This is a genomic window from Sphingobium sp. BHU LFT2 (assembly GCF_018604485.1).
GTDB classification, from domain to species: domain Bacteria; phylum Pseudomonadota; class Alphaproteobacteria; order Sphingomonadales; family Sphingomonadaceae; genus Sphingobium; species Sphingobium yanoikuyae_A.
In genome coordinates this window covers 24,587-50,182 of record NZ_JAFCGW010000001.1, presented here as the reverse complement: position 1 = coordinate 50,182, position 25,596 = coordinate 24,587, and the positions used below count along the sequence as shown (strand labels likewise).

Genomic DNA, 25,596 nt, shown 5'->3' with positions numbered 1-25,596 from the left:
GAATAGGCGCAAGGACATGGGCGGGCTGGTGATCGTGCGCGCTGCGCATGTCCTTGTTGCGATATCGAAATGTCATCATGCAGCGGGGTCGGATAGCGGGATGATCCGTTGAGGATGCTCCAAAGCGGATGATCTTGCCTGGTCCAGCCAATTGATAAGAGGCGCTGATCCGGGCCTTCATCACGCCGCCGGCACAGGGGCCGGCGCGTGGACGGAGGCTGTCATGAAGAAGATCGGATGGTTGCTGCTGGGCGTCATGGTGCCGCAGCCGGGGCAGGCGCAGGAGGCGGCGCCGATGGCCGAAGCGCGGGCGGCGATCGAGACCGCCAATCTGGCCGCGCTGCCGCCGGAGGTACGGGCTGCGATCGGCCGGGCCTATTGGGCCACGGAGACGGTGCAGATACGGGGCGTCGAAAAGGTGAAGGGCCAGACGATCGCTGCCAAGGAAATGGTTTTCAAGAAAAATTCGATGATCGAATTTACCGGCGCACACCCCTGGGTATTGTTATTTGCCAGACGGATGCGGATCGAAGACCCACAATCTTTGCTGAGCATTCAACGCAACATGGCGCTGCTGGCAGGGCCGAAGGGCCAAGCTGGCGCAACCGGCGCTGGCGGGCGCAAGGGCAAGCGCACGGGTGCAAATGGTGGTCCGGGTGGTCAGGGCGGCAGTGGCACCGATGGCCGCCCCGGTGGCACGATCGCGGTGCCCGACATCTATATTGTCGTTGGGCGGCTGGAGGCGATCAATACACCGGAGCAGATCAACCAGGCGCGCATTGCCGTCGATTTTCGAGGCGTGCCGGGTGGTGCGGGTGGAGCCGGTGGTTCAGGGGGCAAAGGCGGAGCCGGCGCTGGCGGGCAAGACGGCAGAGCGAGTTGGAAAGTTTGCGAGAGTGGCCCCGGCAATGGAGGCAATGGTGGGCGCGGTGGTTCGGGCGGGAATGGCGGCGCAGGGGGAAATGGCGGCAATGGGGGGCGTGTCTATGTCATCGGCCTGCCCGTAGTGACGGATATCTTTACCGCAGGCGATATTTTGACAAGCGGTGGAGCGGCTGGAAAGGGCGGCGGAGCGGGAGCCGCTGGTGCAGGCGGATCGCACGGGTCGCATGGTTCGCGGCCGGGCATGTGTCGCGGCGGGCGCGATGGCGATGATGGCAAAGCGGGACGTGCGGGGAAAGCTGGAGGAAATGGCCAGATCGGCGGTCGTGGCAGCATCTATGCGTTCCGGCTGAACGCGCTTCAGTCGCTCGAAACGCCGCCCTCACCCTGAAGCGGCCTCAGGGTTCCTCGCCCTCGATCCGGGCGTCATAGCTGCTCAGCGCGCTGATGACATCCGGCATCTTTTCGTAGCGCTTGCGCAGCAAGGCCAGCTTCGCGTCGGTGCCGGAGCAGAGTTCGGCGACGCTTTCCTCGATATAGGCGCGCCGTTCCGCATCATAGGGTTCCTCGCCGCGGAAATGGTCGCAGCTGTCGCGGTCGACCATGAAGGCGGTGACTTCGCGCGGGAAGGGGGCGGGCTGGGCCGCATTGCTCGACGGCGGCAGGTCGAGCGAATTGGTCGGGCCGGGCGGGCCGACGGTGACGATCGGCGCCGGGCGCGAAGGCAGGACGGCGGGCGGAGCGGGTGGCGGCGGATCGGGCTGGACCACGGCAACAGCCACCTGTTGCGGTGCGCTGACCGGGGCGGCCTGTGCGCTGTCATCGGACGAGCCCTTGCAGCCGGTGACGAGCACCAGCGCCAGCATCATCGGAAACAGCTTCAAACGCCCCTTCACCCGATTTCCTCCCGCAGTCCGGCGATCAGATCCGCAACATGCGGCAAGCGCGACTCTTCCTCGTCGAGGATCGCCAGAAACGCCGCCCGCCTATAGTTGCGCAGCGCCCCTTCGGGAAGACGGGTTGGGGCAGGAATTGCGGAAATTACGATATCCAGCAAACGCTCCACCCCATGGAGCCTGCCCCACAGATAGTCATTCTCCCGATAGACCCGGCTGAAAAAGGCACCAAAATTGTTGAATTCAATGCCTTTTAGCGTGGCGTTGGCGCCCCCGGCGCGGATGGCGGTGCAATCTTCGGGCGAAATCCGGTCGACCTTGATCGGATCATATTCATCGACAGCGTCACCCTGAAGCAACGGTAACGTCGCGATGTCGGAGAAGGGGAAGCCGAGATAGGCCAGCAACATGGTGCGGCGCCCCGCCTTGGGCAAGTTGGCGAGCGCCTCGGCCAGCAGCATGTCGGCCGCCTCGTCGCGGGCACGCAGGCCGCGCGCCTGCGCCATCGCCTCCAGCGCGGCACCGGCGTCGGTCGGCACCTGCGCCGCGGCGGCGCGGACATGGTCATTGTAGAAATCATTGCCCTCGCATTCGGTGTAGAGGGCGAGCGCGCGATAGATGGCGTCGTGCATCGCCTGCACCGCTTCGCTGTCGGCATCGGCCTCTAATTCCAGCGTCTCGGCCAGCCGCCGCGCCAGGAAGCGCAGGCGGCGGATGCGGAAGGCCAGGTCATGGGTGCGGAAGAAGAGGACGGGCGCGGCGGCGGAGCCGGCATCCTCGGTCAACTGGTCGGCGCCGATCGCGCGCACCTGCTTCCAGATCGCCTGGCGATAGGCTTCGCGCATCATCGGCGCATCCTCGCCGCTCAGCTGGAACAGCCGCGCGGCCAGATCCTCGACGATGCCCGACAGTTTGAGATGGGCATAAGCGGGGAAGGCGAATCCGGCCGATGCGGCGGCGCGCTGCTGCGCCTTGCCGCGCCAGGCGGACAGGCGCGCCGGCGTTGGCCGGTCGAGGAACAGCATGCGGCCGATCGCCCCCTCCACCTCCGCTTCGATACCGGGGCGCAGCGCCTGGATGATCCGGCCCATGCGGCGGATGCGGGCGGAATGGCGGTCGATCGCCTCCAGATTGTCGCGGATCGGCTGTTCGCGCGGAATGTCCGACAGCGCGCCGAAGATGGTGCGGAAAAAGCCGGGGAGCGGCATATTCTCGCCGGTCGGCGCGGCTTCCTCCTCGCCCTCGCGATTAAGGTGGATCGACCGGTGGCCGGGCTTGGGATCGATATAGACGAAGCGGCGATCGACCTCGCGCCGCGACGGCCGGTTCTTGAGCGCGCCGATCGCCTGGGCAAAGGGGGCGTTGGCCAGCACCGATCCGTCGATCAGCACCGCGTCCTCGGCCTCGCCCCGTGCCGCCCGGCGCGGCAGCACGCGCGCCAGAAAGGCGTCGCGGCCGGGCCAGGCGCGGTGGCGGCGCTTCAATACCCGGTCCAGTTCGCGCACGGTGAAGGGTGGAAAGGCGCCGGGGAAGCTGGCGGTGGCGCGCGCGGCAAAGACCAGTTCGGCCGGATCGGCAAAGCCGCTGGCGCTGCCGCCCCGGCCGCGAAAGCCGATCGACAGCCGATGCTCGGTCTCGATCACCTGGGGCGGGCTGTTGAGGCTCAGGCTCTGCACATGGCCGTCGAAATCGGTGACGGTGACGAACAGGTCGAGCGGATGGCCGTCGGGCAGCAGCGACGGCCCGGCCGGCGTGGCGGCCATGGCGTCGAACGCGTCGAGCAGCATGGTCGAGAATATTTCCCCGCCAAAGGGCGGCTCGAACCAGCGCGAACGGATGAAGCGCGACAATTTCATCCGCACCTCTTCGCGCGTGTCGGGCGCCACCGTGCGCTCGACCGCGTCGCCGGGGCGGCGCGCGGCCATCCATACCAGCGGCGTCGCCCAGAATTTGGTCAGCGCGCGGGCGGGGCGGGCGTCGGGATCGAGCAGTTCGTCGACATCGGCATTGTCGAGCCACAGCGCAGTGAGTGGCTCCAGCGACTGGCCGGTCTCGATTGCCTGGGCCAGGAAGATGCCGTTGATGCCACCCGCGCTGGCGCCGGCGATGATGTCGGGCAGGATGCGCAGCCGCGTGCCGCTCGCCGCCTCGATATCGGCGAACAGTCGATGATAGACCGCCTCGCTCGCCCCCTGCGGCGCCACCCCGTCATGAAAAGCCCGGCTCGCCCGCGTCAGGTGCCAGATTTCCTTGGTGATGCCGTGCATGTAGACGGCCAGGCTGATCCCGCCATAACAGACGAGCGCGAGGCGTAATTCCTTCTCCCTCATGGGGATAGGGATCGCAAAGCCAGGCCGCCTTGTCGAGAGGCGGAATGTCCCCCCCCTGTCCGAAAGCGGGAAGGGGGGGCGGAGGTGGGTGGCTAAGCAACGGCCTGTTTTCCACCGTCATCCCCGCGCAGGCGGGGATCCATCTCTCCAGCGTCGGACCAGATGCAAGGTCAGGGGATGGATTCCCGCCTACGCGGGAATGACAAAATGGGGTGGGGAGCGGAATGGCGGCTTAGACGCGAGCCAAAGCCAATAGCTGACGGAAAACCTACGAAGGTCGGTTTGGGTTTTTGGGGTTTGGTGCCCGGCGCTGCCAAAGCCCCCAGCACAGCCAACCGAAATTGAACAAGCAGAGCAGCCCCCCGCCCAAATTCATCCAATCGCGCTTAACGCCTTGCAACGGGCTGAAATGGAGACCCGCCCAAAGCAAGGCAGCAAAAGCCAAGCCGTTGAACCACAGAAATAGAGAGTTACGCGGGTCTTCGCTCATTGGATGGCCATTTCTCCCGTGGCTCGATGGTACCGGCATTGGTTAGAGGCTGCAATCGGTGAGTATGACGGAACGGCCTGACGTCTTGAACTGGTCGTTTCTTGCAAGTTCTAGCCGGCGTCATCCTGACGAAAGTCAGGATCCATTCTGCGCTATGGCGGATGGGGAGCGCTGAATGGATCCCGGATCAAGTCCGGGATGACGGAACCGGCAAGGTCCGCTTTTCTGACCGACGATCGAACAAGCCGACGACAGTGAATGGTCGTCTTCAGACCCTCAGCCATCCCCAACACGCGCCCGCATTCACCCGACCCGGAATTCCGCCCAGATCGGCAGATGGTCCGACGCCTTGCGCGCGGCGGCGCTTTCGTGGACGCCGCTGTCGACCAGGCGAATGCGGCCGCAATGCATGATCCTGTCGAGCCGGGCGACCGGGCGGCGGGCGTGGAAGCTGCGGCCGCAGGGTGCGAAGCTGTAATGGCGGGCAAAGTCGGCGAGGCAACCGCGTTCGGCGCTCCATTCGTTGAGGTCGCCCATCAGCACCGTCGGCAGGGCATGGCCCTGGGCCGCGGCATGGATGACCGCCGCCGCCTGCTTGCGCCGCCACAGGCCCGACAGGTCGAGATGCATGCCGAATACGCGCAGGGTCGCGCCCTTGATCGCGACCTCCGCCATGGTCGCGCCGCGCGGTTCCAGGCAAGGGAGGTGCAGCACGTCATAGGCGGCGACCTCCGCCTCCTTGCGGACGATGATGGCATTGCCGTGCCAGCCCATGCTGTCGGTCTGGACGTTGAGAGGCACCGGCTTGTAGCCACTCTGGCGGTCGAGCAGCAGCGGCGGGATCGCGGCATAGCGTATGCCGAAGCGCCGGTCGGCCTCCTGCAGCGCGATGATGTCGGCATCCACCTCGTTCAGCACGTCGATCACCCGCTCGGGTGAACGGCGGCGGTCGGTGCCGATGGCCTTGCGGATATTATAGCTGGCGACGCGGATCGTGGCGGACATGCTGCTTCAATGCGCCAGCGGCGCGGGGGTTTCCAGCCTCGATGCAAGATCGCGTTTGTGTTCCTTTTATGTTCTGTTATGCGTGGGCGATGGCCAAGGCAAAGCGCAAATTCGTCTGTCAGCAATGCGGCACCGTCTCCGGCCGGTGGCAGGGGCAGTGCGATGACTGTGGCGAATGGAACAGCATCGTCGAGGAAGCGGCCGAGACCGTCTTTTCCGCCAAGCATGACCTGCAGGGTGGTGGTCGGGCGATCACGCTCATCGGCCTCGACAGCAAGGTGGAACTGCCCGCGCGCACCAGCACCGGCATCGCCGAGTTCGACCGGGCGCTGGGCGGCGGCATCGTGCCGGGATCGGCGACGCTGATCGGCGGCGATCCGGGCATCGGCAAGTCGACCCTGTTGTTGCAGGCGGCAGCGCGGGTCGCCTCGCGCGGGCTGACCGTCGCCTATATCAGCGGGGAGGAAGCGTCGGACCAGGTGCGGCTGCGCGCCCAGCGGCTGGGCCTGGGCAATGCGCCGGTGCAGCTGGCGAGCGCGACATCGGTGCGCGATATCCTGACGACACTGAGCGACGGCGTGCCGCCCGCATTGCTCATCATCGATTCGATCCAAACCATGCACAGCGACCTGATCGAGGGTGCGCCCGGCACCGTCAGCCAGGTGCGCGCGTCGAGCCAGGAACTGATCAAGTTCGCCAAGCAGCGCGGCACCGCGCTGATCCTGGTCGGCCATGTCACCAAGGATGGCAGCATCGCGGGCCCGCGCGTGCTGGAACATATGGTCGACACGGTGCTGGCGTTCGAGGGTGAGCGCAGCCACCAATATCGCATCCTGCGCGCGATCAAGAACCGCTTTGGCGGCACCGACGAGATCGGCGTCTTCTCGATGGTCGCCGAGGGGCTGGAGGAGGTCGCCAACCCGTCCGCCTTGTTCCTTACCAATCGCGACGAGACGGTGACCGGCGCCACCGTCTTCCCCGCGCTTGAAGGGACGCGGCCGGTGCTGGTCGAGATTCAGGCGCTGGTGGTGCGGCTGTCGAGCGGGGCAACGCCCCGGCGCGCGGTGGTCGGCTGGGACAGTGGCCGGCTGGCGATGATCCTCGCCGTGCTGGAGGCGCGCTGCGGCCTCAGCTTCTCGACCTGCGAAGTCTATCTCAATGTCGCGGGCGGCTATCGCCTGTCCGATCCGGCTGCCGATCTGGCCGTCGCCGCCGCTTTGATGTCGGCCTTGTCGGAACGGCCGGTGCCCGCCGATGTCGTACTGTTCGGCGAGATTGCGCTGTCGAGCGAGATCCGCCCCGTCTCGCACACGCCGCTGCGGCTCCGGGAATCGGCGAAACTGGGCTTCAACCGCGCCTTCGTGCCGGCGTCGGGCGCGGACGGAGTGAAGGGGATTTCGGTCAGCGGCTTCCGCACCCTTGCGCAGCTGGTTGACCAGATGCTCGGGCGCGGATAGCCAGCGCGGCATGAACGCCGTCGATATCCTTGTCCTCCTCCTCATCGGCGGTTGCGCCATATTCGGCCTGCTGCGCGGGTTCGTGACCGAAACCCTCTCGCTCATCGCCTGGGTCGCGGGCATCTTCGCGATCAGCCTGTTCCACGCTTCCGTCACCGAATTGCTGACCAGCTTTGTCGGCAGCGAGAGCGGGGCGGCGGTGCTGGCCTTCTTCCTGATCTTCGCCGTCACCTTTGGTGCGGGCAAGCTGCTCGCCCGCGCGATCGGCCAGCGTACCCGCCAGTCGGTGCTCGGCCCGATCGACCGGGTGCTGGGCGGCGGCTTCGGCGCGATCAAGGGCCTGATTGGCGCGACCCTGGTCTTCCTCGCCTTCTCCCTGGTCTATGACACATTCTACGGTAGCGGCGCACGCCGCCCCGACTGGCTGTCCGACGCCCGCACCTATCCGCTGCTCAACGCCAGCGGCAAGGCGATCAGCGAATTTGTCGACGAACAGCGCGCGCAGAAACCGGCGGAGTCCGATCCGGCGGCGTGACCGGGTTGGATGGCTTACGGCCATCCCACCGACGTCATGCTGAACTTGTTTCAGCATCCATCAAGCCTAACAAACCATTGGTCTATTGGGAGGAATGGACCCTGAAACAAGTTCAGGGTGACGATGATGGGATGGGCGGTTCTTGATCGAAACTCGATCCGTCACGCCCGCATGCCGCTGTCCTACAACTCTGCCCCTGTTCTAATCTGGGGCATGACGCTGCCGCTCATCCTGCCTCCGCTATCCATGCAAATGGCGCGCGACGGGTGCGTCGTTGTCGCTGCGCTGGTGCGCGGGTGGGGCCTTGTCGGGGCGTGCCGGGCGCGTCTGCCGAACCTGCCATGGCGCGTTACCGGCGCGTGGGCGGTGCATCATGGGAGCGAAGCAGGTGCAAATGCCCGGAAAAGGCCGTTTACACTATGAACTTCGGTCGTGACCCGCGCGGCCCGTGTCCTTGGGCGGGCTACAGCCAGCCCTTGGCGCGATAGGCTTCGACGGTGGCCTTGAGCCCTTCCTCGGTCGGGATCTGCGGCGTCCACAGCCGCTTGGGCGGCTGCTTGCGCTTGGCGACGACCCAGTCGGGATGGCAGAAATAATCGACCCGGTCGGGGGTCAGCTTGGCGTTGCGGCCGCGCACCAGCCGGTCGAGCCGGGCGGCGGTCGCCAGCAGCCATTGCGGCGTCGCGAAGGTGCGGACATTGCGGCCCACGGCCCGGCCGATCGCCTGGCCGAATTCCTGATGGTCCCAGCCGCCGGGCGTCGCATCGTCCGCCTCATAAGTGCGGGTCTGGCTCTGCTCCTTTTCGCAGGCGAGCGTCAGCAGCAGGCGGGACAGATCGGCGACATGGATCACCGACAGCCGGCCGCCGGGCGGCAGCAGCATGATGCCGCGCTTGGCCATGCGGAACAGCTCCAGCATCTCCTGGTCATTGGGGCCATAGATGGCGGGCGGGCGCACGATCGTCCAGTCGAGGCCGCTGGCCTTCACATGGCGTTCGGCCAGTTCCTTCGACCAGCCATAGTCCGACATGCCCGGCTCGCGCGCGGCGAGCGAGGAGACATGGACGAGCCGGCGCACACCGCGTTTGCGCATGGCGTCGACCACGGCCATCGTGCCGCGCGCATTGCCCGCCTCGAACCCCTCGCGGTCGGGCGCGTTCACCACGCCCGCGATATGGATCACGGCATCGGCGTCGCGCACCAGCGTGTCGAGCGCGGCGGTATCGTCGAGCGAGCCGGGCACCCATTTGAGATGGGCGCGGGGTGGCTGCGCCCGGCGGGTGAGGGCGTTGACCTGAAGACCGGCGGCCAGCGCCTGATCGAGCGTTTCGGCGCCGACGAAACCCGTCGCGCCGGTCATGGCAATTCTAAGGGACATAATAGGTCAGACCATCGCCATATGGTCGCGATGGACCAGCACGGTGCGGGACATTTCGCCGAGCAGGGCGGGAATGTCCTCGCTGCGGCGGCCGGCGATCTTCGCGGCGGCCTCGCTGTCATATTCGGTGAGGCCACGGGCGATCACCCGGCCGTCCTGATTGAGAATGTCGACCACGTCGCCGCGCGCGAACACACCCTCGACCTGCGCGACGCCGGCCGGGAGCAGGCTGTTGCCCTTGCCCAGAGCGGCTTCGGCGCCGGCATCGACGATGATCCGGCCGAGCACGGTGAGGCGGCCCGAGAGCCAGCCCTTGCGCGCGCCCTGGCTTTCGGCGGCCAGGAAGATGGAGCCGCGGCCGCCATTGGCCCAATGGCTGAGCGGGGCGTCGACCTTGCCCGAAATGATGGCGAGATGGGCGCCGGCGCCGGTGGCGATCTGGGCCGCCTGGATTTTCGACACCATGCCGCCCGACCCCATGCCCGAAGCCGAACCGGTGTCGGCCATGGCGGCAATGCGCGCGTCGATGCGCTCTATCCTCTCGATCAGCATGGCATTCGCATCGGCGTGCGGGTTGGCGGTGTAAAGCCCGTCCACGTCCGACAGCAGCACAACCGCGTCGGCCCGTGCCGCCTGTCCGATGCGCGCCGCGAGCCGATCATTGTCGCCAAAGCGGATCTCCGCCGTGGCGACGCTGTCATTCTCGTTCACCACCGGCACGACGTCGAGCGCCATCAGTCGCTCCAGCGTGGCGGATGCGTTGAGATAGCGGCGGCGATGCTCCAGATCGTCGAGCGTCACCAGCATCTGCGCGGCGGTAATGCCCTTTTCATGCAGCAGGCTGGCCCAGCATTGCGACAGGGCGATCTGGCCGGTGGCGGCCGCCGCCTGCGCATCCTCCAGGCTGCCGCGCCCGCCCTTGGGCAGCTTCAGCCGGCGCGCGCCCAGCGCGATTGCGCCTGACGACACGATGATGACCTGTTGCCCGGCCGCCTTTCGCGCGGCGACATCGGCCACCAGCGTGCGCAGCCAGTCGACGCGCACTTCCCCGGCCGGATCGACCAGCAGCGCCGACCCGATCTTGATGACCAGGCGGCGGACTAGGGCAGGGGGAAAGCCGGACAGAGTGTCGGTCATGATCGCTACTGAATAGGAGGGCGGGGTGATCCGTTCAGATCGGCGACCAGGTGGCTTCGCCGTCGCTGTCGTCGGCGTCGTCCTCTTCACGATCCTCGTCGAGCATTTCCAGCACGGCGTCGAGCAACGGGGTGACGCCTTCGCCGGTCGCGCCGGAGATGATGAAGACATCTTCCACGCCGGCCTGCTCGCGCAACTGTTCGGCAATGTCTTCCATCAGTTCCTGGCCCAGCAGGTCGCCCTTGTTGAGCACCACGATCTGCGGCTTTTCGTCCAGCCCGCCGCCATAGGCGGCGAGTTCGTCGGTGACGATGCGGAAGGCTTCGACCGGGTCGTCGCCGGTCGCGTCGATCAGGTGCAGCAGCACGCGGCAGCGTTCGATATGGCCCAGGAACCGGTCGCCAATGCCCGCGCCCTCGGCCGCGCCCGCGATCAGACCGGGAATGTCGGCCAGCACGAATTCGCGATCACGGTGCAGCACCACGCCAAGCTGCGGCTTGGTGGTGGTGAAGGCATAGGCGCCGACCTTCGCCTTGGTGTTCGTCACCTGGTTGATCAGGGTCGACTTGCCGGCGTTGGGCATGCCGACCAGGCCGACATCGGCCAGCAGCTTGAGCCGCAGCCAGACCCACATTTCCTGGCCCGGCCAGCCGGTGCCATGCTGGCGCGGCGCCCGGTTGGTGCTGGTCTTGTAGGACAGGTTGCCACGGCCGCCGTCGCCGCCGCGCAGGAAGCTCACACGCTGCCCGACCTCGGTGAAGTCGGCCAGGATTTCCTGTTCCTCATATTCGGGATAGCCGTCTTCGTCCTCGGTCCCCTCGATCGGCTGGGGATCGGACAATATCTGGGTGCCGACCGGCACCTTGACGATCAGGTCGTTGCCGCCGGCGCCATAACGGTTCTTGCCCATGCCGGGCATGCCGCGCTGCGCCTTGAAATGCTGGGTGTAGCGGAAGTCGATCAGCGTGTTGAGGCCGGCCACGGCCTCGAAGATGATGTCGCCGCCCTTGCCGCCATTGCCGCCGTCCGGGCCGCCATATTCGACATATTTTTCACGCCGAAAGCTGACCGCGCCGGGACCGCCCCAGCCGGACTTGATATAGATTTTTGCTTGATCGAGAAAATGCATGGCGCGCCCATAGCGTCTTCTTGGGCAAAATTAAACCTTAGCTTGCGACACTTTTGCCGTCGCCGTCAACCGCGCTTCTTCGGTCAGGGCGGAGACCAGGCTGCGGGCCGCCAGTTCGCGCGCTTTCTCGCGATTGAGGCCCAGCGCAGCGGCCATCGGGCCGCCCATCTGCGAATCGCCCAGCGCCAGCAGGACCAGCATCAGCGTATTGTCGCGGATCACCTCGGCCAGTTGCGGGCGGAGCGCCGTCGCGGCCAGCTTGTCGACCAGCCGGTGGATCGCATCGACCACCGGGTCGAGCGCATCCTCATTGCCCGACGCCAGCATCCAGCTGGCCAGCGCGCCGGCGCCGCCCGCGTCGAACGCGTCGAAGGTCATGTCGACGATCCGCCGGGGCTCGACCTCGCCGCGCCGGGCAGCATTCACCGCGTCGCCGATCGTGGCGGTGATGGCATCGGCCAGATAGCCGGCCAGCGCCTTCTGCAGGCCGGCGGCCGATCCGAAATGATGGAGCAGATTGGCGTGGGTACGGCCAATGCGATTGCCCACCGCCTTTAGCGTGACAGCCTGCGGCCCTGCTTCCAGCAGCAGGTCGCGGGCGGCTTCCAGCGCAATCAGGCGACTTTCGTCGGGGCTGAGGCGCGAGCGCTTGAGGGGGATCGGTTCGGGCAACGTGCCCTGCCCATGACACAGGGGCGGGGGGAAGGCCATAGCCATGTGCGGGGTTGCTTGACCGGCCCCTGCGCGGCCGCCCATAGATTGGCGATGACCGATGCACCGATCCTCACCACCGACCGCCTGATCCTGCGCCCGCATCGGGTGGAGGATTATCCTGCCTGCCAGGCGCTATGGGCCGATCCCGACGTGGTGCGCTTCATCGGCGGCGCGGCGCTCGATGCGCAGGCGGTCTGGTTCCGCATCCTGCGCTATGCCGGCATGTGGGCGCTGCTCGGCTATGGCATGTGGGCGATCGAGGATCGCACCAATGGCGAATTGCTGGGCGAGGCGGGGCTGCTGAGCGCGGCGCGGGGCCTGGCTGAACTGGACGGCGTGCCGGAAGCGGGCTGGGTGCTGGGGCCGGCCGCCTGGGGGCGCGGCATCGCGACCGAGGCGATGGCGGCGATCTTTGCCTGGACCGATGCGCATCTGGATGTGCCGTCGATCCGCTGCATCATCGCGCCCGACAATGGCGGGTCGATCAAGGTGGCGGAGAAACTGGGCTTTGCCGCGCTGGCCGAAGTCGATTTCCATGGCGCACCGACCCGTGTATTCGATCGGCCCTGTCAGAGGTGAGGGGCGGGCGCCCTGATCGGCGCCCGCGCACTTCAGTCAAGCGGCAAGCGCCGGCAGCGCGTCGCCATATAGGTCCATCGCAAAGTCCACGCTGATGCGGGCGGCCTCGCCCTCGTCGAACACCAGGCAGTCGGCCTCGGCCCCGCGAGCGGGGCTATAGCGCCGCTCGATGGTGCCGTTGGCGCGGAAACCGATCTTGCGCAGGACATGGCCCGACGCACGATTGTCGGCGAAATGGACGGCGCGGACAGCGGGCAGATTATGCGCGCGGGCGATGCTCATGACGGCGCGGGCCGCCTCCGTGGCGAAGCCCAGGCCCCAATAGGGGCGGGCAATCCAGTAGCCCAGTTCCGGCGTGCCATCCTCGGCCTCGTGGATGCCGCAGCCGCCCACCAGGCGCGGCGCGCCTTGGGTGCGGGTGAAGGCCAGCAGGCGCGGCATGCGCGAATCCTGCGGCAGTGCCAGGAAGGCTTCGGCATCGGCCAGGCCATAGGGGGCGGGTGCGCGGCTCAGATTGCGCAGGACCGCGTCATTGCCGATGGCCTGGGCCAGGGCGGGGGCATCTTCCATCCAGCCTGGCCGCAGCAGCAGGCGGGGGGTACGGGCGAACATTCACGTCTCTCCTCTTCGTGCGCGCCAATAGCTGCCAATCATGACGGCTTGACGACGGTCTTCTCTGGCTGAGCCCCGCCCGCACGACGCGCGAGAAGGTCAGTAGTTCCAGAGGTTTGAGGGAAATCGGGAGGAGTGCCCGGTGATGTTCGTCAGAACGGAAAAAGGGCGCTCCCTGTGAAGGGGCGCCCTTTTTTCCCTCGATCCCGATCGGCGCACTTATGTGCGAAGCCGATCAGGCGGGACGTCCCTTTTGCGAAGGACGACCCGTCATCGATCGTCCGTTATTCGGCTGCCGCGGCTACCGCGTCGACCGATACATATTTGCGGCCGAGCTTGCCGTCGTGGAACACGACGCGACCTTCGCCCAGGGCGAAGAGGGTGTGATCCTTGCCCATGCCGACGTTGCGGCCGGGATATACGCGGGTGCCGCGCTGGCGAATGATGATGTTGCCGCCGATCACTTCCTGACCGCCGAACTTCTTCACGCCAAGGCGCTTCGACTCAGAATCGCGACCGTTACGCGACGAACCGCCAGCTTTCTTATGTGCCATGACCTAAACTCCTTATCTAAGCTGCGCTCAGGCGATCGACACGATCTTGAGGATCGTGTGATTCTGGCGGTGGCCGTTCTTGCGGCGATAGTTGTGACGACGACGCTTCTTGAAGACGATGACCTTTTCGCCCTTCGCCTGCGCAATGATTTCGGCTGCGACGGTCAGCTTGGCTGCGTCCTTCAGGTCGCCGCCTTCGCCGGCCAGCAGGACGTCGTCCAGCGTAACCTTGTCGCCGGCTTCGCCAGCGAGCTTTTCAACGACGATCTTATCTCCGGCGGCGACGCGATACTGCTTGCCGCCCGTGCGCACGATAGCGAACATGGCTTGGTCTCTTCTCGTTCAAATCTGCTTTACGCAGATCGTCGAGGACAAAAAGCCTGTTCGACCCGCGCGGGAATGTGGCCCGGTAGTGGAATGACTCGATTCTGTCAACCGCCATGGGCCCAGCTTGTGGGCTGGTTTTTGGCTCTTAGTCTTCCTACATCGGTGATGGAAGGGAATATAAGCGCCGATGAGCAGATTACATCCCCAGGATGCGACCGGCAAGGGCAGGCTGCCCTTCATCGCATCGCTGTGGGCTGCGATCCTGGTCGCGCTTCTGTGTGCGATCGCGCCGGACGGCCCGCCTTCCAGCAAGCTCAATGGCTCCGCCTTCAGTTCCGCCACGACCGGCGTTGTGCTCAAGGCGCGCTCGCTGCCTGCGCCGCATCTGGCACGTGCGCCCCGCCCTGATGGGGATGGGGTGGCCTTGCCCTGGCTGCTGGCGGCGGCGCTCGCCCTCATGCTCTCCTGGCGCCGTCTGGCGCCTGACGCGCCCCTGCCGCTGCCGGCAGGCCGCTACAGCCATCTTCGCGCGCGGAGTCGCCGCGCCCGCGCCCCGCCCGCCTTCCTCTGACATTTTTCCCGCCCGCCATGGCGGGCGTCCGTCAGACAGAAGGAATTGAGATCATGCCCCGCAAAAGAAAGATGCGCGGTGGCCGGCGCAATCCGCCCGGCTGGTTCATGCCCGTCGTCATGGCAGGGCTCGGTGCCGCCGGCGCCCTGCTCTCGATCGCGATGCTCGGCATCGTCGAATAATAGACAATGTTCCGCGCCGGCGGCAGGATGAAGGCCTGCTGCCGGCGGACAGGGAAGGATATTCATGCCTCACCACACGCCCCTTATCGGGACGATCGTTGCCGGCCTCGTCGTGGCCTTCATCATGGGTGCCATCGCCCATCGCCTGAAATTATCGCCGCTGGTCGGCTATCTGGTCGCCGGCATCATGGTCGGCCCCTTCACCCCCGGCTTCGTCGCCGACAGTGGCCTGGCCAATGAACTGGCCGAAATCGGCGTCATATTGCTGATGTTCGGCGTCGGCCTGCATTTCTCGCTCAAGGATTTGTTGTCGGTCAAGGCGATCGCCGTGCCCGGCGCGATCGTGCAGATCGCGGTCGCGACCCTGCTCGGCATGGGCCTTGGCTATCTGATGGGCTGGCCGCTGATGGGCGGGCTGGTCTTTGGCCTGGCTTTGTCGGTCGCCAGCACGGTCGTGCTGCTGCGCGCGTTGCAGGGGGCGGACCTGGTGGAAACGCGGCGGGGTCGCATTGCGGTCGGCTGGCTGATCGTCGAGGATCTGGTGATGGTCCTTGCCCTCGTCCTCCTGCCGGCGCTGGCGGGGGTGATGAACAATGCCGATGCGGGCGGCGGGGCGAGCGCGCTGATTGCGCCGCTGGTCGGCACCTTGCTCAAGGTCGTCGGCTTCGTCGTGCTGATGCTGGTGGTGGGCCGTCGCCTCATCCCCTGGGCGCTGCACTGGGTGGTGCATAGCGGATCGCGCGAACTGTTCCGCCTCGCCGTGCTGGCGATCGCGTTGGGTGTCGCTTTCGGTGCCGCCATCGTGTTCGACGTGTCCTTTGCGCTGGGCGCCTTCTTTGCCGGCATGATCCTGGGCGAAACCCCGCTCAGCCGCCGTGCGACCGAGGAGACGCTGCCGCTGCGCGACGCCTTTGCGGTGCTGTTCTTCGTGTCGGTCGGCATGTTGTTCAACCCCGCGGTGGTGATCGAGCAGCCGCTGCCGCTGCTGGCAACGGTCCTCATTATCGTCGTCGGCAAGTCGATCGCCGCCTGGGGCATCGTCCGTGCCTTTGGCCATCCCAATGTCACGGCGCTGACGATTGCCGCCAGCCTGGCGCAGATCGGCGAATTTTCCTTCATCCTGGCGTCGCTGGGGGCGGGGCTGGGCGTGTTGCCGGCGGAGGCGCGCGACCTGATCCTTGCCGGTGCGATCGTGTCGATCTTCATCAATCCGATCCTCTTCTCGCTGATCGTGCGCGATCACAAGAAGGAGGAAGATGAGACGCAGGCGGACACCGCGACCGATCAGCCGCGCCTCGGCCATGTCATCCTGGTCGGCTATGGCCGCGTCGGCAAGCTGATCGCCAAGCGGCTGGCCGAGCGCCATGTCCAGTTCGTGGTGATCGAGGGCGATCCCGAACGGGTCGAGGAAGCGGAAGAGGCCGGCCTGTCGGTGGTGCGCGGCAATGCGCTGGAGGACCGGCATTTGCTGGCGGCGGGCATATGCGAGGCGCGCTATCTGCTGATCGCGGTGCCCGAAGGGTTCGAGGGCGGCGCGATCAACGAGCATGCCCGCCATCTCAACCCCAATCTGCAGGTGATCGCCCGCGCCCATAGCGATGCCGAGGTCGCGCATCTCGAAGCGCTGGGCGTGCGCCATGTCGTCATGGGCGAACGCGAACTGGCCGGGCGCATGCTGCAGCTTTGCGGCGTCGGCTGAGGGACAAAGAAAAAGGGCGGTGAACGATGATCGATCGTTCACCGCCCTTTTCAGGACGTCATGTTACGGGCCTTAGCCGCGCGGCTTGCGCGGGCCGCCGGGACGCTTGGGTCCGCCCTTGAAGGGGCGGGGGGCGTAACCGGCCGGGCGGGGGCCACGATCGTTCGAGCGATTGCCCTGACGGCGATTGTCGCGGGCCTGCTCGCGCGGGGCGCCGTCGATCATCTCGAACGCCACGTCGGCGCCCTCGTCATTGGCCTCGCCCGAGCGCTTGACGGCCGACATGAAGCGGCTGGCGATCGCGCGCGGGATTTCGAACATGGTTTCGTTGGTGGTGATGCGGATGGCGCCAATGTCACCGCGCGACACATGACCACGGCGGCAGATCAGCGGCAGGATCCAGCGCGGATCGGCATTCTGGCGACGGCCGATGTCCATGCGGAACCACTGGGTATCCTCGAAGCCCGGACGCGGCCCTTCCTGGCGCGGCGGCGCTTCGCTGCGGTCCAGCAGTTCCTCGGGCGCGGGCAGCGAGGCGCGGGCGCTCTTCACCAACATCGCGGCGATTTCCTTGGCCGACTTTTCCGCCAGCAGCTCGGCGCCCAGTGCCCAATCGGCCTCGTCCAGCTCGGCCTTTTCCATCAGGGTCGAGCGCAGGCGGGCATTATCCTGTTCCAGGATCGCTTCCTTGCTGGGCGGGGTGCCCCATTCGACGGGAATCTTGGCGCCACGCAGCATCGATTCGACGCGGCGGCGACGCGGATAGGGGACGATCAGGACAGCGGTGCCCTTCTTGCCGGCGCGACCGGTGCGGCCCGAACGGTGCTGCATCGTCTCGGCGTCGCGCGGCAGTTCGACATGGACCACCAGCGTCAGGCTGGGCAGATCGATGCCGCGCGCGGCGACGTCGGTGGCGACGCAGACGCGGGCGCGCTTGTCGCGCAGCGCCTGGAGCGCGTGGTTGCGCTCATTCTGGCTATGCTCGCCCGACAGTGCCACGGCGGCGAAGCCGCGCTCGGTCAGGCTGCTATGCAGGTGGCGGACATTGTCGCGCGTGGCGCAGAACAGGATCGCGGTTTCGGCTTCATGATAGCGCAGCAGGTTGACCACCGCATTCTCGATGTCGGACGGGGCGACGGTGACGGCCTGGTAGCTGATGTCGCCATGGCCGCGTTCTTCGCCGACGGTCGAGATGCGCAGCGCGTCCGACTGATAGCGCTTGGCCATCGCGACGATCGGCTTGGGCATGGTGGCCGAGAAGAGCAGGGTGCGGCGATCTTCCGGCGCGCTGTCCAATATGCCTTCCAGATCCTCGCGGAAGCCCATGTCGAGCATTTCGTCCGCTTCGTCGAGGACGACGGTGCGCATTCCCGACAGGTCCAGTGCGCCGCGTTCCAGATGGTCGCGCAGGCGGCCGGGGGTGCCGACGACGATATGGGCGCCATGGCTGAGCGCGCGGCGTTCCTTGGCGGCGTCCATGCCGCCGACGCAGGTGGCGATGCGGGCGCGGGCGGCGCCATAGAGCCATTCCAGCTCGCGGCTGACCTGCAGCGCCAGTTCGCGCGTCGGCGCGATCACCAGCGCCAGCGGCAGGCCGGCGACGGGCAGCTTGTCGCCGCCGGTCAGCAGTTCGGCGGCCATGGCCAGGCCGAAGGCGACGGTCTTGCCCGAGCCGGTCTGTGCCGACACCAGCAGGTCGCGGCCCTGCGCTTCGTCCTGCGTCACTTCGGACTGGACCGGGGTCAGGCTCTCATAGCCCTTGGTGGTCAGCGCCTGGGCGAGCATGGAGGGGAGATGTTCAAAAGACATTTTTTCGTTTTCCATCGGTAAAGCGACCCGCCATTCCCGACGGATACGTGAAGACCTGCCATGCTCCCGCCATGGAGAGCCCAGGGGTAGGTCGCGTCCCTGGTTCCAAAATCCTCCCCTTGTCGGGGGAGGGGGACCGTCGACATCGCCGACGGTGGAGGGGTGTCCCCCTATGGCGCAGGCGGCGAATGCCCCTTTGCCCGGCCTTGTGGCCCTCGGGCCGCTTCTTGAGTGAGCGGCTGGTCCTATAAAATAAGAAGGCCGCCTTCCCCCGCAAGGAGGGAAGGCGGCCCCTTTAATTCTTATCCCAGCGGGATCAGATCGAGGCGACTTCGGCCACGTCGACCTTCACGCCCGGACCCATCGACGACGACAGGGCGATCTTGCGGACATACTTGCCCTTCGAGCCCGAGGGCTTCGCCTTGACGATCGCGTCGACGAACGCGTCGAAATTCTTGCGCAGGTCTTCAGCCGAGAAGCTCGACTTGCCGAGGCCAGCGTGGATGATGCCGGCCTTTTCGACGCGGAATTCGATCTGACCACCCTTGGCGGCCTTCACGGCTTCGGCGACGTTCGGCGTGACGGTGCCCAGCTTCGGGTTCGGCATCAGGCCCTTGGGGCCCAGAACCTTACCCAGGCGACCCACCAGACCCATCATGTCGGGGGTGGCGATGACGCGCTGGAAGTCGATGTTGCCGGCCTGGATCGATTCGAGCAGGTCTTCGGCGCCCACGATGTCGGCACCGGCGTCGAGCGCCTGCTGGGCCTTGTCGTTGCGGGCAAACACGGCGACGCGAACGTCCTTGCCGGTGCCGGCGGGCAGGGTGACGACGCCACGGACCATCTGGTCGGCGTGACGCGGGTCAACGCCCAGGTTGATCGCGATTTCGACGCTTTCGTCGAACTTGGCAGTGGCGTGGGTCTTGATCAGGCCCAGCGCTTCGTCAACGCCGTGCAGCTTTTCGCGGTCGATCGCGGTCGCCAGGGCCTTCGCCTTCTTGGTCAGCTTTGCCATGGTCTTAGCCCTCCACCACTTCGAGGCCCATCGCGCGAGCGGAACCTTCGATGATCTTCGTTGCAGCGTCGATGTCGTTCGCGTTCAGGTCAGCCATCTTCGCCTGGGCGATTTCGGCGAGCTGGGCGCGGGTGATCTTGCCAGCGACGACCTTGCCCGGCTCCTTCGAACCCGACTTCAGGTTGACGGCCTTCTTGATCAGGTAGGTGGCCGGCGGCTGCTTCGTCACGAAGGTGAACGAACGGTCCGCATAGACGGTGATGATGGTCGGCAGCGGGGTGCCCTTGTCCATCTTTTCCGTCGAGGCGTTGAACGCCTTGCAGAATTCCATGATGTTCACGCCGCGCTGACCCAGGGCAGGGCCGATCGGCGGCGAGGGGTTGGCGGCTCCGGCGGGCACCTGGAGCTTGATATAGCCCGTAATCTTCTTGGCCATTTTCACTCACTCTATAGCTGGCAGGCCTGCTGGGCAGATCTGCCGGTTCAAGTTTAGCGGTCTAGCGGCTCCCGCAAGGGAACCTCCCGCACATGTCCAGCCGCCCGAGGGGAGGCATGGAAGCGCGGCCCTATAGCGACCTTCTTGTCCAAAGGGAAGGGGGAGTCTGTCATTCGGTCGATTCGGCCGAAAGCGCAGGGCTTCCCCAACAAAAAGGGCCGCCGGCTGAAAAGCGGGCGACCCTTTTTGAACAGCCTTGCGGCGGCTGGTTACTTCGACAGTTCGACCTGTTCGAAGTCCAGTTCCACCGGGGTGGCGCGACCGAAGATCGACACCGACACCTTGACCCGGTTCTTTTCGAAATCCAGTTCCTCGACCACGCCGTTGAAGCTGGCGAAGGGGCCGTCCAGCACCTTGACGCTGTCGCCGATTTCGTAATCGACATTGACCTTGTGCTTCGGGGCGGCGGCGGCTTCCTTCTGGGCGCCGAAATAGCGGGCGGCTTCGCTCTCGCTGATCGCCTGGGGCTTGCCCGACGAACCGAGGAAGCCGGTGACCTTGGGCGTGTTCTTGACGAGGTGATAGACGTCGTCGTTCATCGCCAGCTTGGCAAGGACATAGCCCGGCATGAACTTGCGTTCGACCTGGACCTTCTTGCCGCGCTTCACTTCAGTCACGGTCTCGGTCGGAACCTCGACCTGCTCGACCAGTTGCGACAGGCCCATGCGCTCGGCCTCGGTCAGGATCGATTCCTTGACCTTGTTCTCGAAGCCCGAATAGGCGTGGATGATGTACCAGCGCGCCATGTTACCGTCTTAAACTCCCTTTTGAACGCCGAGCGTTCAACGACCCGATGCGAGGCTCAGCAGCCACTGGACGATCGCACCGAAGAAGGTGTCGATACCGAAGAAGAAGATGCCCAGCAATGAGGTCATGATGACGACCATGATCGCGGTCATGATCGTTTCACGGCCGGTCGGCCAAACGATCTTCTTCGCTTCGGTCTGCACCTGATTGACGAATTCGCTCGGAGAAGTCTTCGCCATCGCGCTGTCAGCTCACCTTCAAAATCAATACCAAAGCGCGAAACGGCGGTCCGCCCTCCCGTTTCCCGCGATAAGTCGGTGTCGGGGGAGGCAGTCGCGCTTCGCGACCGATGCTTCGCTAAGCGCACTTAGCCGCGAACCCGTGATTGTTCAAGGTTCGCGGCTAGTTCGCTTGGCAGGAGTGGAGGGACTCGAACCCACGGCATTCGGTTTTGGAGACCGACGCTCTACCAACTGAGCTACACTCCTGCACTGGCCCGAGCCAGCGAAGGAGGGCGCTTTAGCGTGGCCTATCGGGGAGGGCAAGCGACTTTATGCAACTTCTTCAACAAGAATATGCGCGCTGGTCTGGCGCTCGGCTTCCGCGTTGATCTGGGCGCCCAGCAGCACGATATAGGCGGAGACGAACAGCCAGAGCTGCAGGATCACCACGGCCGCGAGCGAGCCATAGGTCTTGTTGTAATCGCCGAAGGTCGAGACGTAGAAGGAGACGCCCAGCGTCGCCACCAGCCAGAACAGCGTCGCGGCGATCGACCCCACGGTCAGCCATTGCCATTGCACCCGGCGGCGATGCGGGCCGAAGCGGTAGATCAGGCCGAAGATGCTGCTGGCGAGCAGGCCGGCGCAGATCCAGGTCGTCGCCTTGATCGCGAACAGCACGCCCGGTCCCCAGTTGGTCAGCAATTTCTGGAGCAGGCCGATGATCGTCGCGGTCACGACGCCGGCGACCACCACCAGCACGGCGGAAAAGGTGATTCCCATCGACACGCGATAGAAGGCGAAGATGTTGCGCCCTTCCTTCTGCGCATAGACGATGTTGAGTGCCTCCATGATCGCGGAGGCGGCGCGGGTGGCGCCATAGACCGCCAGGCCCAGCGCCAGGAACAGGCCGAACCCGATCGCGGGCTTGCGCGCGCTGACCATGCCCAGCAACTGGTCGTTGATCAGTTGGGCGGCATCGGCGGGCACGACGGTGATGATCGCCTGCATGTGGCGGGCGACGATCTGCGGGTCTCCGACCAGGCCATAGGTGAGGACGACGGCGGCCAGCAGCGGGGCGATCGACAGGAAGGCATAATAAGCGACGCCGGCGGACAGCAGGCCCAGATGATTGGCCGACATGGCGGCATAGACGCGCTTCAATATCTCCCACCAGGCACGCGGCGGGATTTTCCATGGCGCATCGACATGCACCTGCTGGGCGATCGTTTCGGTCATGATTGTCCCCTGCTGAACAGGGGTAGCGCCTGAACGGCGATAGGGTTCCCTGATTCGCCTCTCTCATGGTTTTCCCCGGTTAGGGTTTCCCGTTGTTGGAGGATTAACCCCCTTTCGCTACCAACGGCCGCTCGCGGCGAGGCGGCAGGGAGCGGACAAGTGGCGGAAAAGCGCTGGCAACAGCGGCTGAAGGGCTGGGACGGCCCGTTCACGGCACCAGTGCCGGACAGCGCGCGCGAGGCCGTGCTGGATACCCAATATCGCCGTTTCCATCAGGCGCTGCCGCTTTTGTGCCTGCTGATCATGGCCAATGCCGTCGCCATGGCGCTCGCGGTGATGGGCGATCTGCCCTTGTGGCAACAGGTGACGCCGCCTGCGCTGATCTTCCTGGCCTGTGCGATATCCCTGCTGCGCTGGCGCGGCGTGCCGATCGCGACCGACGCCAGGGTGCAGGCGCGCAGTCTGAAACGGGTCGCGCATGTCGCGACCGCGTCCGGGTTGGTGGCGGGACTGTGGGCGGTCAACGCCTTCACTGAAACCGAAATCTATTATTGTATGGTGGCGCCGGTATTCATCGGCATCGGTGCGCTGGTTGCGGCGACGACCTTGCTCAGCGTGCCACGCGCGGCGATCGGGGCGATGGGCGCGGCGGTGTTGCCGATCCTGATGAAGATGGCGCTCTATGACAATCTGGGCGTGCGGGCGATGGCGGTGATGATGGCGATCGTCACGGTGATGCAGGCCAATCTGGTGCTGGGCAAGTTTCGCGAGACGGTAGCGATGCTGGTGTCGCAGCGCGAACTGGCGCGGCTGGCCGGCACCGATGCGCTGACCGGGCTCGACAACCGGCTGAGCTTCATGCGGGCGATCGAAGAGCGGGTGGAGCGGGGCGCAGCCTTCAGCGTGCTGCTCGCCGATCTCGACGGCTTCAAACAGTGCAATGATCAGCATGGCCATCAGGCAGGGGATGTCCTGCTGACATCCTTGGGCGGTCGGTTGCGCGCCTTGATGCCGGACGCGGTGAGCATTGCGCGGCTGGGCGGCGACGAATTTGCGCTGCTCCATGACGCGGAAACCGATGTCGACGCCCTGCATCGGCGCATGCCCGGCATCCGGCAAGCGATCGCTGCGCCGGTAGGCTGGCAGGGGCGCAGCCTGTCGGTGGGCAGCAGTTTCGGCATCGCGACCTTCCCGCAAGACGGGGCGGAGGCCGCCGCCGTCCTGCATGTCGCCGACACGCGGCTCTATGCGGACAAGCGGCAGCGCAAGGGGCTGCGATTTGTGGGGCCGCAACGCCAGATCGCTTAGGCCTTGATTCACGCCATCGGTGAAAGCGCCGAGCGCTTCCAACACAGACGATCAGGCTCTAGAAAAACTGTCCGCCCTTCATGATGCGGCGAGCGCGACCCTGCACCGGCACCTTGTCGAACGGCGTGTTGCCGGCCGAGGCAGCCATCTTCGCCGAATCGACGATCCATGGCGCGTCGGGATCGACCAGGATCAGGTCGGCGGCGCTGCCGGGCGCGAAGCTGCCGGCATTGACGCCCAATATCTGCGCCGGATTGGCGCTGAGCAGGGTCATCAGCCGGTTGAGGCTGACATGGCCCTCGCGCACCAGGTTGAGCGACAGGGCGAGCAGCGTTTCGGCGCCGGCCATGCCGGGCGACGCGTCGGCGAAGGGCAGGCGTTTGTCCTCCGGACCGCGCGGATCATGGCCCGATGTGATGACATCGACGGTGCCGTCGGCAACGGCGGCGATGCTGGCATGGCGGTCGGCATCGGATCGCAGCGGCGGCGACAGGCGCGCAAAGGTGCGGAAGTCGGTCATCGCCTGATCGTTGAGGAACAGATAGGCCGGGCTGATGCCGCAGCTGACCTTCAGCCCCTCCGCCTTGGCGGCGCGGATCAGGTCGAAGCCGGCTTTGGTCGTGACCAGACGGAAATGGATGGCGGCGCCGGTCTCGCGCGCCAGCATGATGTCGCGCGCGATCGCCATCGCCTCGGCGCAGGCCGGGGCATGGGCCAGGCCCAGGCGCGTCGCGGTCTCGCCGCTGGTCGCCACCGCCTTGGCGGACAGGCCGCCATCCTCGGCATGGGCGATGACGGTGAGGCCCAGGCCCGAGGCGTAGGAGAGGATGCGCAGCATCACGCCCGAATCGGCGATCCACTGGCGACCGGTGCCGACCGCCTTGGCCCCGGCGATCTGCATCAGGCCCATTTCGGCCATTTCCGTGCCCTTGAGGCCGCGGGTCGCGGCGGCGATCGGGTGGACCCAGAAATCGGGCTTGCCCGCGCGGGTCGCTTCCCGGATCAGGCCGACCTCATCCAGCGGCGCGCGCTGGTCGGGCATCAGCGCGGCGCGGGTGATGCCGCCAAAGTGGAAGGCCGGCTTGTCGGTGGCGAAGACGCCCAGGTCTATGAGGCCCGGCGCGACCACCAGCCCGCCGGCATCGACCTGCTGCGCGTCGGCGGGAATGTCGACCGCGCCGGTGGCCAGGATGCGGTCACCCTCGATCAGGACGGTGCCGGGGGCAAGGGCATCGCCGGCCGGATCGGCCAGCTTGCCGTTGACGATTGCGATCCTGCTCATGCCCAGCCTTCCACACCACGCGCCTGGCGCGTCAAAACATCCAGGCACGCCATGCGCACCGCCACGCCCATCGCCACCTGTTCGGTGATCGCCGACCGATCGGGATCGTCCGCCACCGTGCTGCTGATCTCGACGCCCCGGTTCATCGGGCCGGGGTGCATGACCAGGGCATCGGGCTTGGCGATCGCCAGCCGTTCGGGCGTCAGCCCGTAAAGTGCGTGATATTCGCGGGCCGACGGGATGAAGGCGCCGTCCATCCGCTCATTCTGCAGGCGCAGCATCATGACGACATCGGCGCCCTCCAGCCCGTCTTCCATCCGGCTATAGGGGGTGGCACCCAGCATCTCGACCTCGGGCGGCAACAGGGTGGGCGGGGCGACCGCACGCACCTGTGCGCCCAGCGCGGCAAGGCAGAGCATGTTGGAACGGGCGACGCGGCTGTGCAGCACGTCGCCGCAGATGGCGACCACCAGCCCCTCGAACCCGCCCTTGCGGCGGCGGATGGTGAGCGCGTCGAGCAGCGCCTGCGTGGGATGCTGGTGCCAGCCATCGCCTGCGTTCAGCACCGGGCAGTCGACCTTGTCCGCGATTAGCGCGACCGCGCCGGAACTCGCATGGCGGATGACGATCACGTCGGCGGCCATGGCGTTGAGCGTCATGGCGGTGTCGATCAGGGTCTCGCCCTTCTTCACGCTCGACTGGCCGGCGTGCATGTTGACGACGTCGGCGCCCAGCCGCTTGCCGGCAATCTCGAACGACAGCAGGGTGCGGGTGCTGTTCTCGAAAAAGGCGTTGATCTGGGTCATGCCCGCCAGCCGGTCGTCATGCTTGCGCGCCTGGCCCTTGTTGGTGCGGGCCCAATGTTCGGCCTCGTCCAGCAGGAAACGGATTTCCCAGGGCTTGAGGTCGGCGATCGACAGCAGGTGCCGGTGCGGGAACAGCGCCCGGCCAGTCAGCTCGGGCGTTGCATCAGGAATGAAGATGTCGGGCATGAGCCGGGTCTTT

Annotated in this window: 26 protein-coding genes and 1 tRNA gene; 8 read left to right on the top strand and 19 right to left on the bottom strand. The window is 66.1% G+C overall.

Annotated elements, in window-relative coordinates; genetic code table 11:
- Nucleotides 1-223: 223 nt before the first annotated feature.
- Nucleotides 224-1,273, top strand: a complete 1,050-nt coding sequence (locus JQK15_RS27230; protein WP_214862854.1) for a hypothetical protein — start codon at nt 224-226, stop codon at nt 1,271-1,273.
- 7 nt (nt 1,274-1,280) lie between these two features.
- On the opposite strand, the gene JQK15_RS00250 is transcribed toward JQK15_RS27230, so the two are convergent.
- The 3 genes from JQK15_RS00250 to JQK15_RS00240 all read right to left on the bottom strand — a co-directional run bounded on the left by JQK15_RS00250 (nt 1,281) and on the right by JQK15_RS00240 (nt 5,603).
- Nucleotides 1,281-1,778, bottom strand: a complete 498-nt coding sequence (locus JQK15_RS00250; protein ID WP_026109311.1) for a hypothetical protein — start codon at nt 1,776-1,778, stop codon at nt 1,281-1,283.
- Entirely contained in the window at nt 1,775-4,108 is a 2,334-nt protein-coding gene (locus JQK15_RS00245) for a patatin-like protein (protein ID WP_214862852.1), read from the bottom strand. The genes JQK15_RS00250 and JQK15_RS00245 overlap by 4 nt, the downstream gene beginning before the upstream one ends.
- A 793-nt stretch (nt 4,109-4,901) precedes the next feature.
- Nucleotides 4,902-5,603 (bottom strand): endonuclease/exonuclease/phosphatase family protein, encoded by a 702-nt coding sequence (locus tag JQK15_RS00240; RefSeq protein ID WP_048937476.1) that lies wholly within the window; start codon nt 5,601-5,603, stop codon nt 4,902-4,904.
- 89 nt (nt 5,604-5,692) lie between these two features.
- Between JQK15_RS00240 and radA the strand changes: the two genes are divergently transcribed.
- Nucleotides 5,693-7,060 carry a DNA repair protein RadA gene (radA, locus tag JQK15_RS00235; RefSeq protein WP_048937564.1) on the top strand — a complete coding sequence of 456 codons (1,368 nt, stop codon included), beginning with the start codon at nt 5,693-5,695 and terminating at the stop codon, nt 7,058-7,060.
- 10 nt (nt 7,061-7,070) lie between these two features.
- Nucleotides 7,071-7,595: a CvpA family protein gene (locus JQK15_RS00230; protein ID WP_037512407.1), complete on the top strand. Its 525-nt coding sequence runs from the start codon at nt 7,071-7,073 to the stop codon at nt 7,593-7,595.
- A 463-nt stretch (nt 7,596-8,058) separates the two neighbouring features.
- Here JQK15_RS00230 and JQK15_RS00225 read toward each other — a convergent pair whose 3' ends face one another.
- From JQK15_RS00225 to JQK15_RS00210, 4 genes are read right to left on the bottom strand one after another with little or no spacing between them, the layout of a single operon-like run.
- Nucleotides 8,059-8,955: an NAD-dependent epimerase/dehydratase family protein gene (locus JQK15_RS00225; RefSeq protein ID WP_136186738.1), complete on the bottom strand. Its 897-nt coding sequence runs from the start codon at nt 8,953-8,955 to the stop codon at nt 8,059-8,061.
- Between the two features lie 24 nt (nt 8,956-8,979).
- Nucleotides 8,980-10,110, bottom strand: a complete 1,131-nt coding sequence (gene proB, locus JQK15_RS00220; protein ID WP_214862850.1) for a glutamate 5-kinase — start codon at nt 10,108-10,110, stop codon at nt 8,980-8,982.
- A 34-nt stretch (nt 10,111-10,144) separates the two neighbouring features.
- On the bottom strand, nt 10,145-11,239 hold the full coding sequence (gene obgE, locus JQK15_RS00215; protein WP_004207911.1) for a GTPase ObgE: 1,095 nt from the start codon (nt 11,237-11,239) through the stop codon (nt 10,145-10,147).
- 30 nt (nt 11,240-11,269) lie between these two features.
- Entirely contained in the window at nt 11,270-11,950 is a 681-nt protein-coding gene (locus JQK15_RS00210; RefSeq protein WP_038292432.1) for a TetR/AcrR family transcriptional regulator, read from the bottom strand.
- Between the two features lie 54 nt (nt 11,951-12,004).
- On the opposite strand from JQK15_RS00210, the gene JQK15_RS00205 reads away from it, so the two are divergent.
- Entirely contained in the window at nt 12,005-12,532 is a 528-nt protein-coding gene (locus JQK15_RS00205) for a GNAT family N-acetyltransferase (RefSeq protein ID WP_214862848.1), read from the top strand.
- A gap of 36 nt (nt 12,533-12,568) precedes the next feature.
- On the opposite strand, the gene JQK15_RS00200 is transcribed toward JQK15_RS00205, so the two are convergent.
- The 3 genes from JQK15_RS00200 to rplU form a co-directional block, all read right to left on the bottom strand.
- Nucleotides 12,569-13,144, bottom strand: a complete 576-nt coding sequence (locus JQK15_RS00200; RefSeq protein WP_214862846.1) for a GNAT family N-acetyltransferase — start codon at nt 13,142-13,144, stop codon at nt 12,569-12,571.
- 284 nt (nt 13,145-13,428) lie between these two features.
- Nucleotides 13,429-13,698 (bottom strand): 50S ribosomal protein L27, encoded by a 270-nt coding sequence (rpmA, locus tag JQK15_RS00195; RefSeq protein ID WP_004207902.1) that lies wholly within the window; start codon nt 13,696-13,698, stop codon nt 13,429-13,431.
- Between the two features lie 27 nt (nt 13,699-13,725).
- Nucleotides 13,726-14,022, bottom strand: coding sequence for a 50S ribosomal protein L21 (gene rplU / locus JQK15_RS00190; protein WP_004207901.1), 297 nt, complete (start codon nt 14,020-14,022; stop codon nt 13,726-13,728).
- 190 nt (nt 14,023-14,212) lie between these two features.
- Here rplU and JQK15_RS00185 point away from each other — a divergent pair, with 190 nt between their 5' ends.
- From JQK15_RS00185 to ybaL, 3 genes are all read left to right on the top strand, one after another.
- The gene (locus JQK15_RS00185; RefSeq protein ID WP_097384165.1) at nt 14,213-14,596 is read left to right on the top strand and encodes a hypothetical protein; all 384 of its coding nucleotides are present in this window, start codon (nt 14,213-14,215) and stop codon (nt 14,594-14,596) included.
- A 53-nt stretch (nt 14,597-14,649) separates the two neighbouring features.
- On the top strand, nt 14,650-14,778 hold the full coding sequence (locus JQK15_RS27225; RefSeq protein ID WP_257211493.1) for a hypothetical protein: 129 nt from the start codon (nt 14,650-14,652) through the stop codon (nt 14,776-14,778).
- 64 nt (nt 14,779-14,842) lie between these two features.
- On the top strand, nt 14,843-16,477 hold the full coding sequence (ybaL, locus tag JQK15_RS00180; protein ID WP_214862844.1) for a YbaL family putative K(+) efflux transporter: 1,635 nt from the start codon (nt 14,843-14,845) through the stop codon (nt 16,475-16,477).
- Between the two features lie 72 nt (nt 16,478-16,549).
- Here ybaL and JQK15_RS00175 read toward each other — a convergent pair whose 3' ends face one another.
- The 7 genes from JQK15_RS00175 to JQK15_RS00145 all read right to left on the bottom strand — a co-directional run bounded on the left by JQK15_RS00175 (nt 16,550) and on the right by JQK15_RS00145 (nt 22,001).
- Nucleotides 16,550-18,286 carry a DEAD/DEAH box helicase gene (locus tag JQK15_RS00175; protein ID WP_004207897.1) on the bottom strand — a complete coding sequence of 579 codons (1,737 nt, stop codon included), beginning with the start codon at nt 18,284-18,286 and terminating at the stop codon, nt 16,550-16,552.
- A 316-nt stretch (nt 18,287-18,602) separates the two neighbouring features.
- The gene (rplA, locus tag JQK15_RS00170) at nt 18,603-19,301 is read right to left on the bottom strand and encodes a 50S ribosomal protein L1 (RefSeq protein WP_004207896.1); all 699 of its coding nucleotides are present in this window, start codon (nt 19,299-19,301) and stop codon (nt 18,603-18,605) included.
- A gap of 4 nt (nt 19,302-19,305) precedes the next feature.
- The gene (gene rplK / locus JQK15_RS00165; protein ID WP_004207895.1) at nt 19,306-19,737 is read right to left on the bottom strand and encodes a 50S ribosomal protein L11; all 432 of its coding nucleotides are present in this window, start codon (nt 19,735-19,737) and stop codon (nt 19,306-19,308) included.
- Nucleotides 19,738-20,006: 269 nt separating this feature from the next.
- Nucleotides 20,007-20,543: a transcription termination/antitermination protein NusG gene (gene nusG, locus JQK15_RS00160; protein WP_004207894.1), complete on the bottom strand. Its 537-nt coding sequence runs from the start codon at nt 20,541-20,543 to the stop codon at nt 20,007-20,009.
- 36 nt (nt 20,544-20,579) lie between these two features.
- Nucleotides 20,580-20,783, bottom strand: coding sequence for a preprotein translocase subunit SecE (gene secE, locus JQK15_RS00155; protein WP_004207893.1), 204 nt, complete (start codon nt 20,781-20,783; stop codon nt 20,580-20,582).
- Nucleotides 20,784-20,956: 173 nt separating this feature from the next.
- A tRNA-Trp gene (locus tag JQK15_RS00150) sits at nt 20,957-21,032 on the bottom strand.
- A 63-nt stretch (nt 21,033-21,095) separates the two neighbouring features.
- Nucleotides 21,096-22,001 (bottom strand): YihY/virulence factor BrkB family protein, encoded by a 906-nt coding sequence (locus JQK15_RS00145; protein ID WP_017499834.1) that lies wholly within the window; start codon nt 21,999-22,001, stop codon nt 21,096-21,098.
- A 159-nt stretch (nt 22,002-22,160) separates the two neighbouring features.
- Between JQK15_RS00145 and JQK15_RS00140 the strand changes: the two genes are divergently transcribed.
- Nucleotides 22,161-23,309, top strand: coding sequence for a GGDEF domain-containing protein (locus JQK15_RS00140; RefSeq protein WP_214862842.1), 1,149 nt, complete (start codon nt 22,161-22,163; stop codon nt 23,307-23,309).
- Between the two features lie 58 nt (nt 23,310-23,367).
- Here the strand turns inward: JQK15_RS00140 and JQK15_RS00135 are convergent, their stop codons facing one another.
- Both JQK15_RS00135 and JQK15_RS00130 read right to left on the bottom strand, forming a co-directional pair.
- On the bottom strand, nt 23,368-24,591 hold the full coding sequence (locus JQK15_RS00135) for a dihydroorotase (RefSeq protein WP_214862841.1): 1,224 nt from the start codon (nt 24,589-24,591) through the stop codon (nt 23,368-23,370).
- Nucleotides 24,588-25,583, bottom strand: a complete 996-nt coding sequence (locus tag JQK15_RS00130; protein WP_214862840.1) for an aspartate carbamoyltransferase catalytic subunit — start codon at nt 25,581-25,583, stop codon at nt 24,588-24,590. The genes JQK15_RS00135 and JQK15_RS00130 overlap by 4 nt, the downstream gene beginning before the upstream one ends.
- Nucleotides 25,584-25,596: the final 13 nt, after the last annotated feature.

Bases quoted from the DNA above. Each gene is read 5' to 3' on its own strand.
- JQK15_RS27230 (WP_214862854.1), top strand. From the start codon at position 224: ATGAAGAAGATCGGATGGTTGCTGCTGGGCGTCATGGTGCCGCAGCCG.
- JQK15_RS00245 (WP_214862852.1), bottom strand. From the start codon at position 4,108: ATGAGGGAGAAGGAATTACGCCTCGCGCTCGTCTGTTATGGCGGGATC.
- JQK15_RS00240 (WP_048937476.1), bottom strand. From the start codon at position 5,603: ATGTCCGCCACGATCCGCGTCGCCAGCTATAATATCCGCAAGGCCATC.
- radA (WP_048937564.1), top strand. From the start codon at position 5,693: ATGGCCAAGGCAAAGCGCAAATTCGTCTGTCAGCAATGCGGCACCGTC.
- JQK15_RS00230 (WP_037512407.1), top strand. From the start codon at position 7,071: ATGAACGCCGTCGATATCCTTGTCCTCCTCCTCATCGGCGGTTGCGCC.
- JQK15_RS00225 (WP_136186738.1), bottom strand. From the start codon at position 8,955: ATGACCGGCGCGACGGGTTTCGTCGGCGCCGAAACGCTCGATCAGGCG.
- proB (WP_214862850.1), bottom strand. From the start codon at position 10,110: ATGACCGACACTCTGTCCGGCTTTCCCCCTGCCCTAGTCCGCCGCCTG.
- obgE (WP_004207911.1), bottom strand. From the start codon at position 11,239: ATGCATTTTCTCGATCAAGCAAAAATCTATATCAAGTCCGGCTGGGGC.
- JQK15_RS00210 (WP_038292432.1), bottom strand. From the start codon at position 11,950: ATGGCCTTCCCCCCGCCCCTGTGTCATGGGCAGGGCACGTTGCCCGAA.
- JQK15_RS00205 (WP_214862848.1), top strand. From the start codon at position 12,005: ATGACCGATGCACCGATCCTCACCACCGACCGCCTGATCCTGCGCCCG.
- JQK15_RS00200 (WP_214862846.1), bottom strand. From the start codon at position 13,144: ATGTTCGCCCGTACCCCCCGCCTGCTGCTGCGGCCAGGCTGGATGGAA.
- rpmA (WP_004207902.1), bottom strand. From the start codon at position 13,698: ATGGCACATAAGAAAGCTGGCGGTTCGTCGCGTAACGGTCGCGATTCT.
- rplU (WP_004207901.1), bottom strand. From the start codon at position 14,022: ATGTTCGCTATCGTGCGCACGGGCGGCAAGCAGTATCGCGTCGCCGCC.
- JQK15_RS00185 (WP_097384165.1), top strand. From the start codon at position 14,213: ATGAGCAGATTACATCCCCAGGATGCGACCGGCAAGGGCAGGCTGCCC.
- JQK15_RS27225 (WP_257211493.1), top strand. From the start codon at position 14,650: ATGCCCCGCAAAAGAAAGATGCGCGGTGGCCGGCGCAATCCGCCCGGC.
- ybaL (WP_214862844.1), top strand. From the start codon at position 14,843: ATGCCTCACCACACGCCCCTTATCGGGACGATCGTTGCCGGCCTCGTC.
- JQK15_RS00175 (WP_004207897.1), bottom strand. From the start codon at position 18,286: ATGTCTTTTGAACATCTCCCCTCCATGCTCGCCCAGGCGCTGACCACC.
- rplA (WP_004207896.1), bottom strand. From the start codon at position 19,301: ATGGCAAAGCTGACCAAGAAGGCGAAGGCCCTGGCGACCGCGATCGAC.
- rplK (WP_004207895.1), bottom strand. From the start codon at position 19,737: ATGGCCAAGAAGATTACGGGCTATATCAAGCTCCAGGTGCCCGCCGGA.
- nusG (WP_004207894.1), bottom strand. From the start codon at position 20,543: ATGGCGCGCTGGTACATCATCCACGCCTATTCGGGCTTCGAGAACAAG.
- secE (WP_004207893.1), bottom strand. From the start codon at position 20,783: ATGGCGAAGACTTCTCCGAGCGAATTCGTCAATCAGGTGCAGACCGAA.
- JQK15_RS00145 (WP_017499834.1), bottom strand. From the start codon at position 22,001: ATGACCGAAACGATCGCCCAGCAGGTGCATGTCGATGCGCCATGGAAA.
- JQK15_RS00135 (WP_214862841.1), bottom strand. From the start codon at position 24,591: ATGAGCAGGATCGCAATCGTCAACGGCAAGCTGGCCGATCCGGCCGGC.
- JQK15_RS00130 (WP_214862840.1), bottom strand. From the start codon at position 25,583: ATGCCCGACATCTTCATTCCTGATGCAACGCCCGAGCTGACTGGCCGG.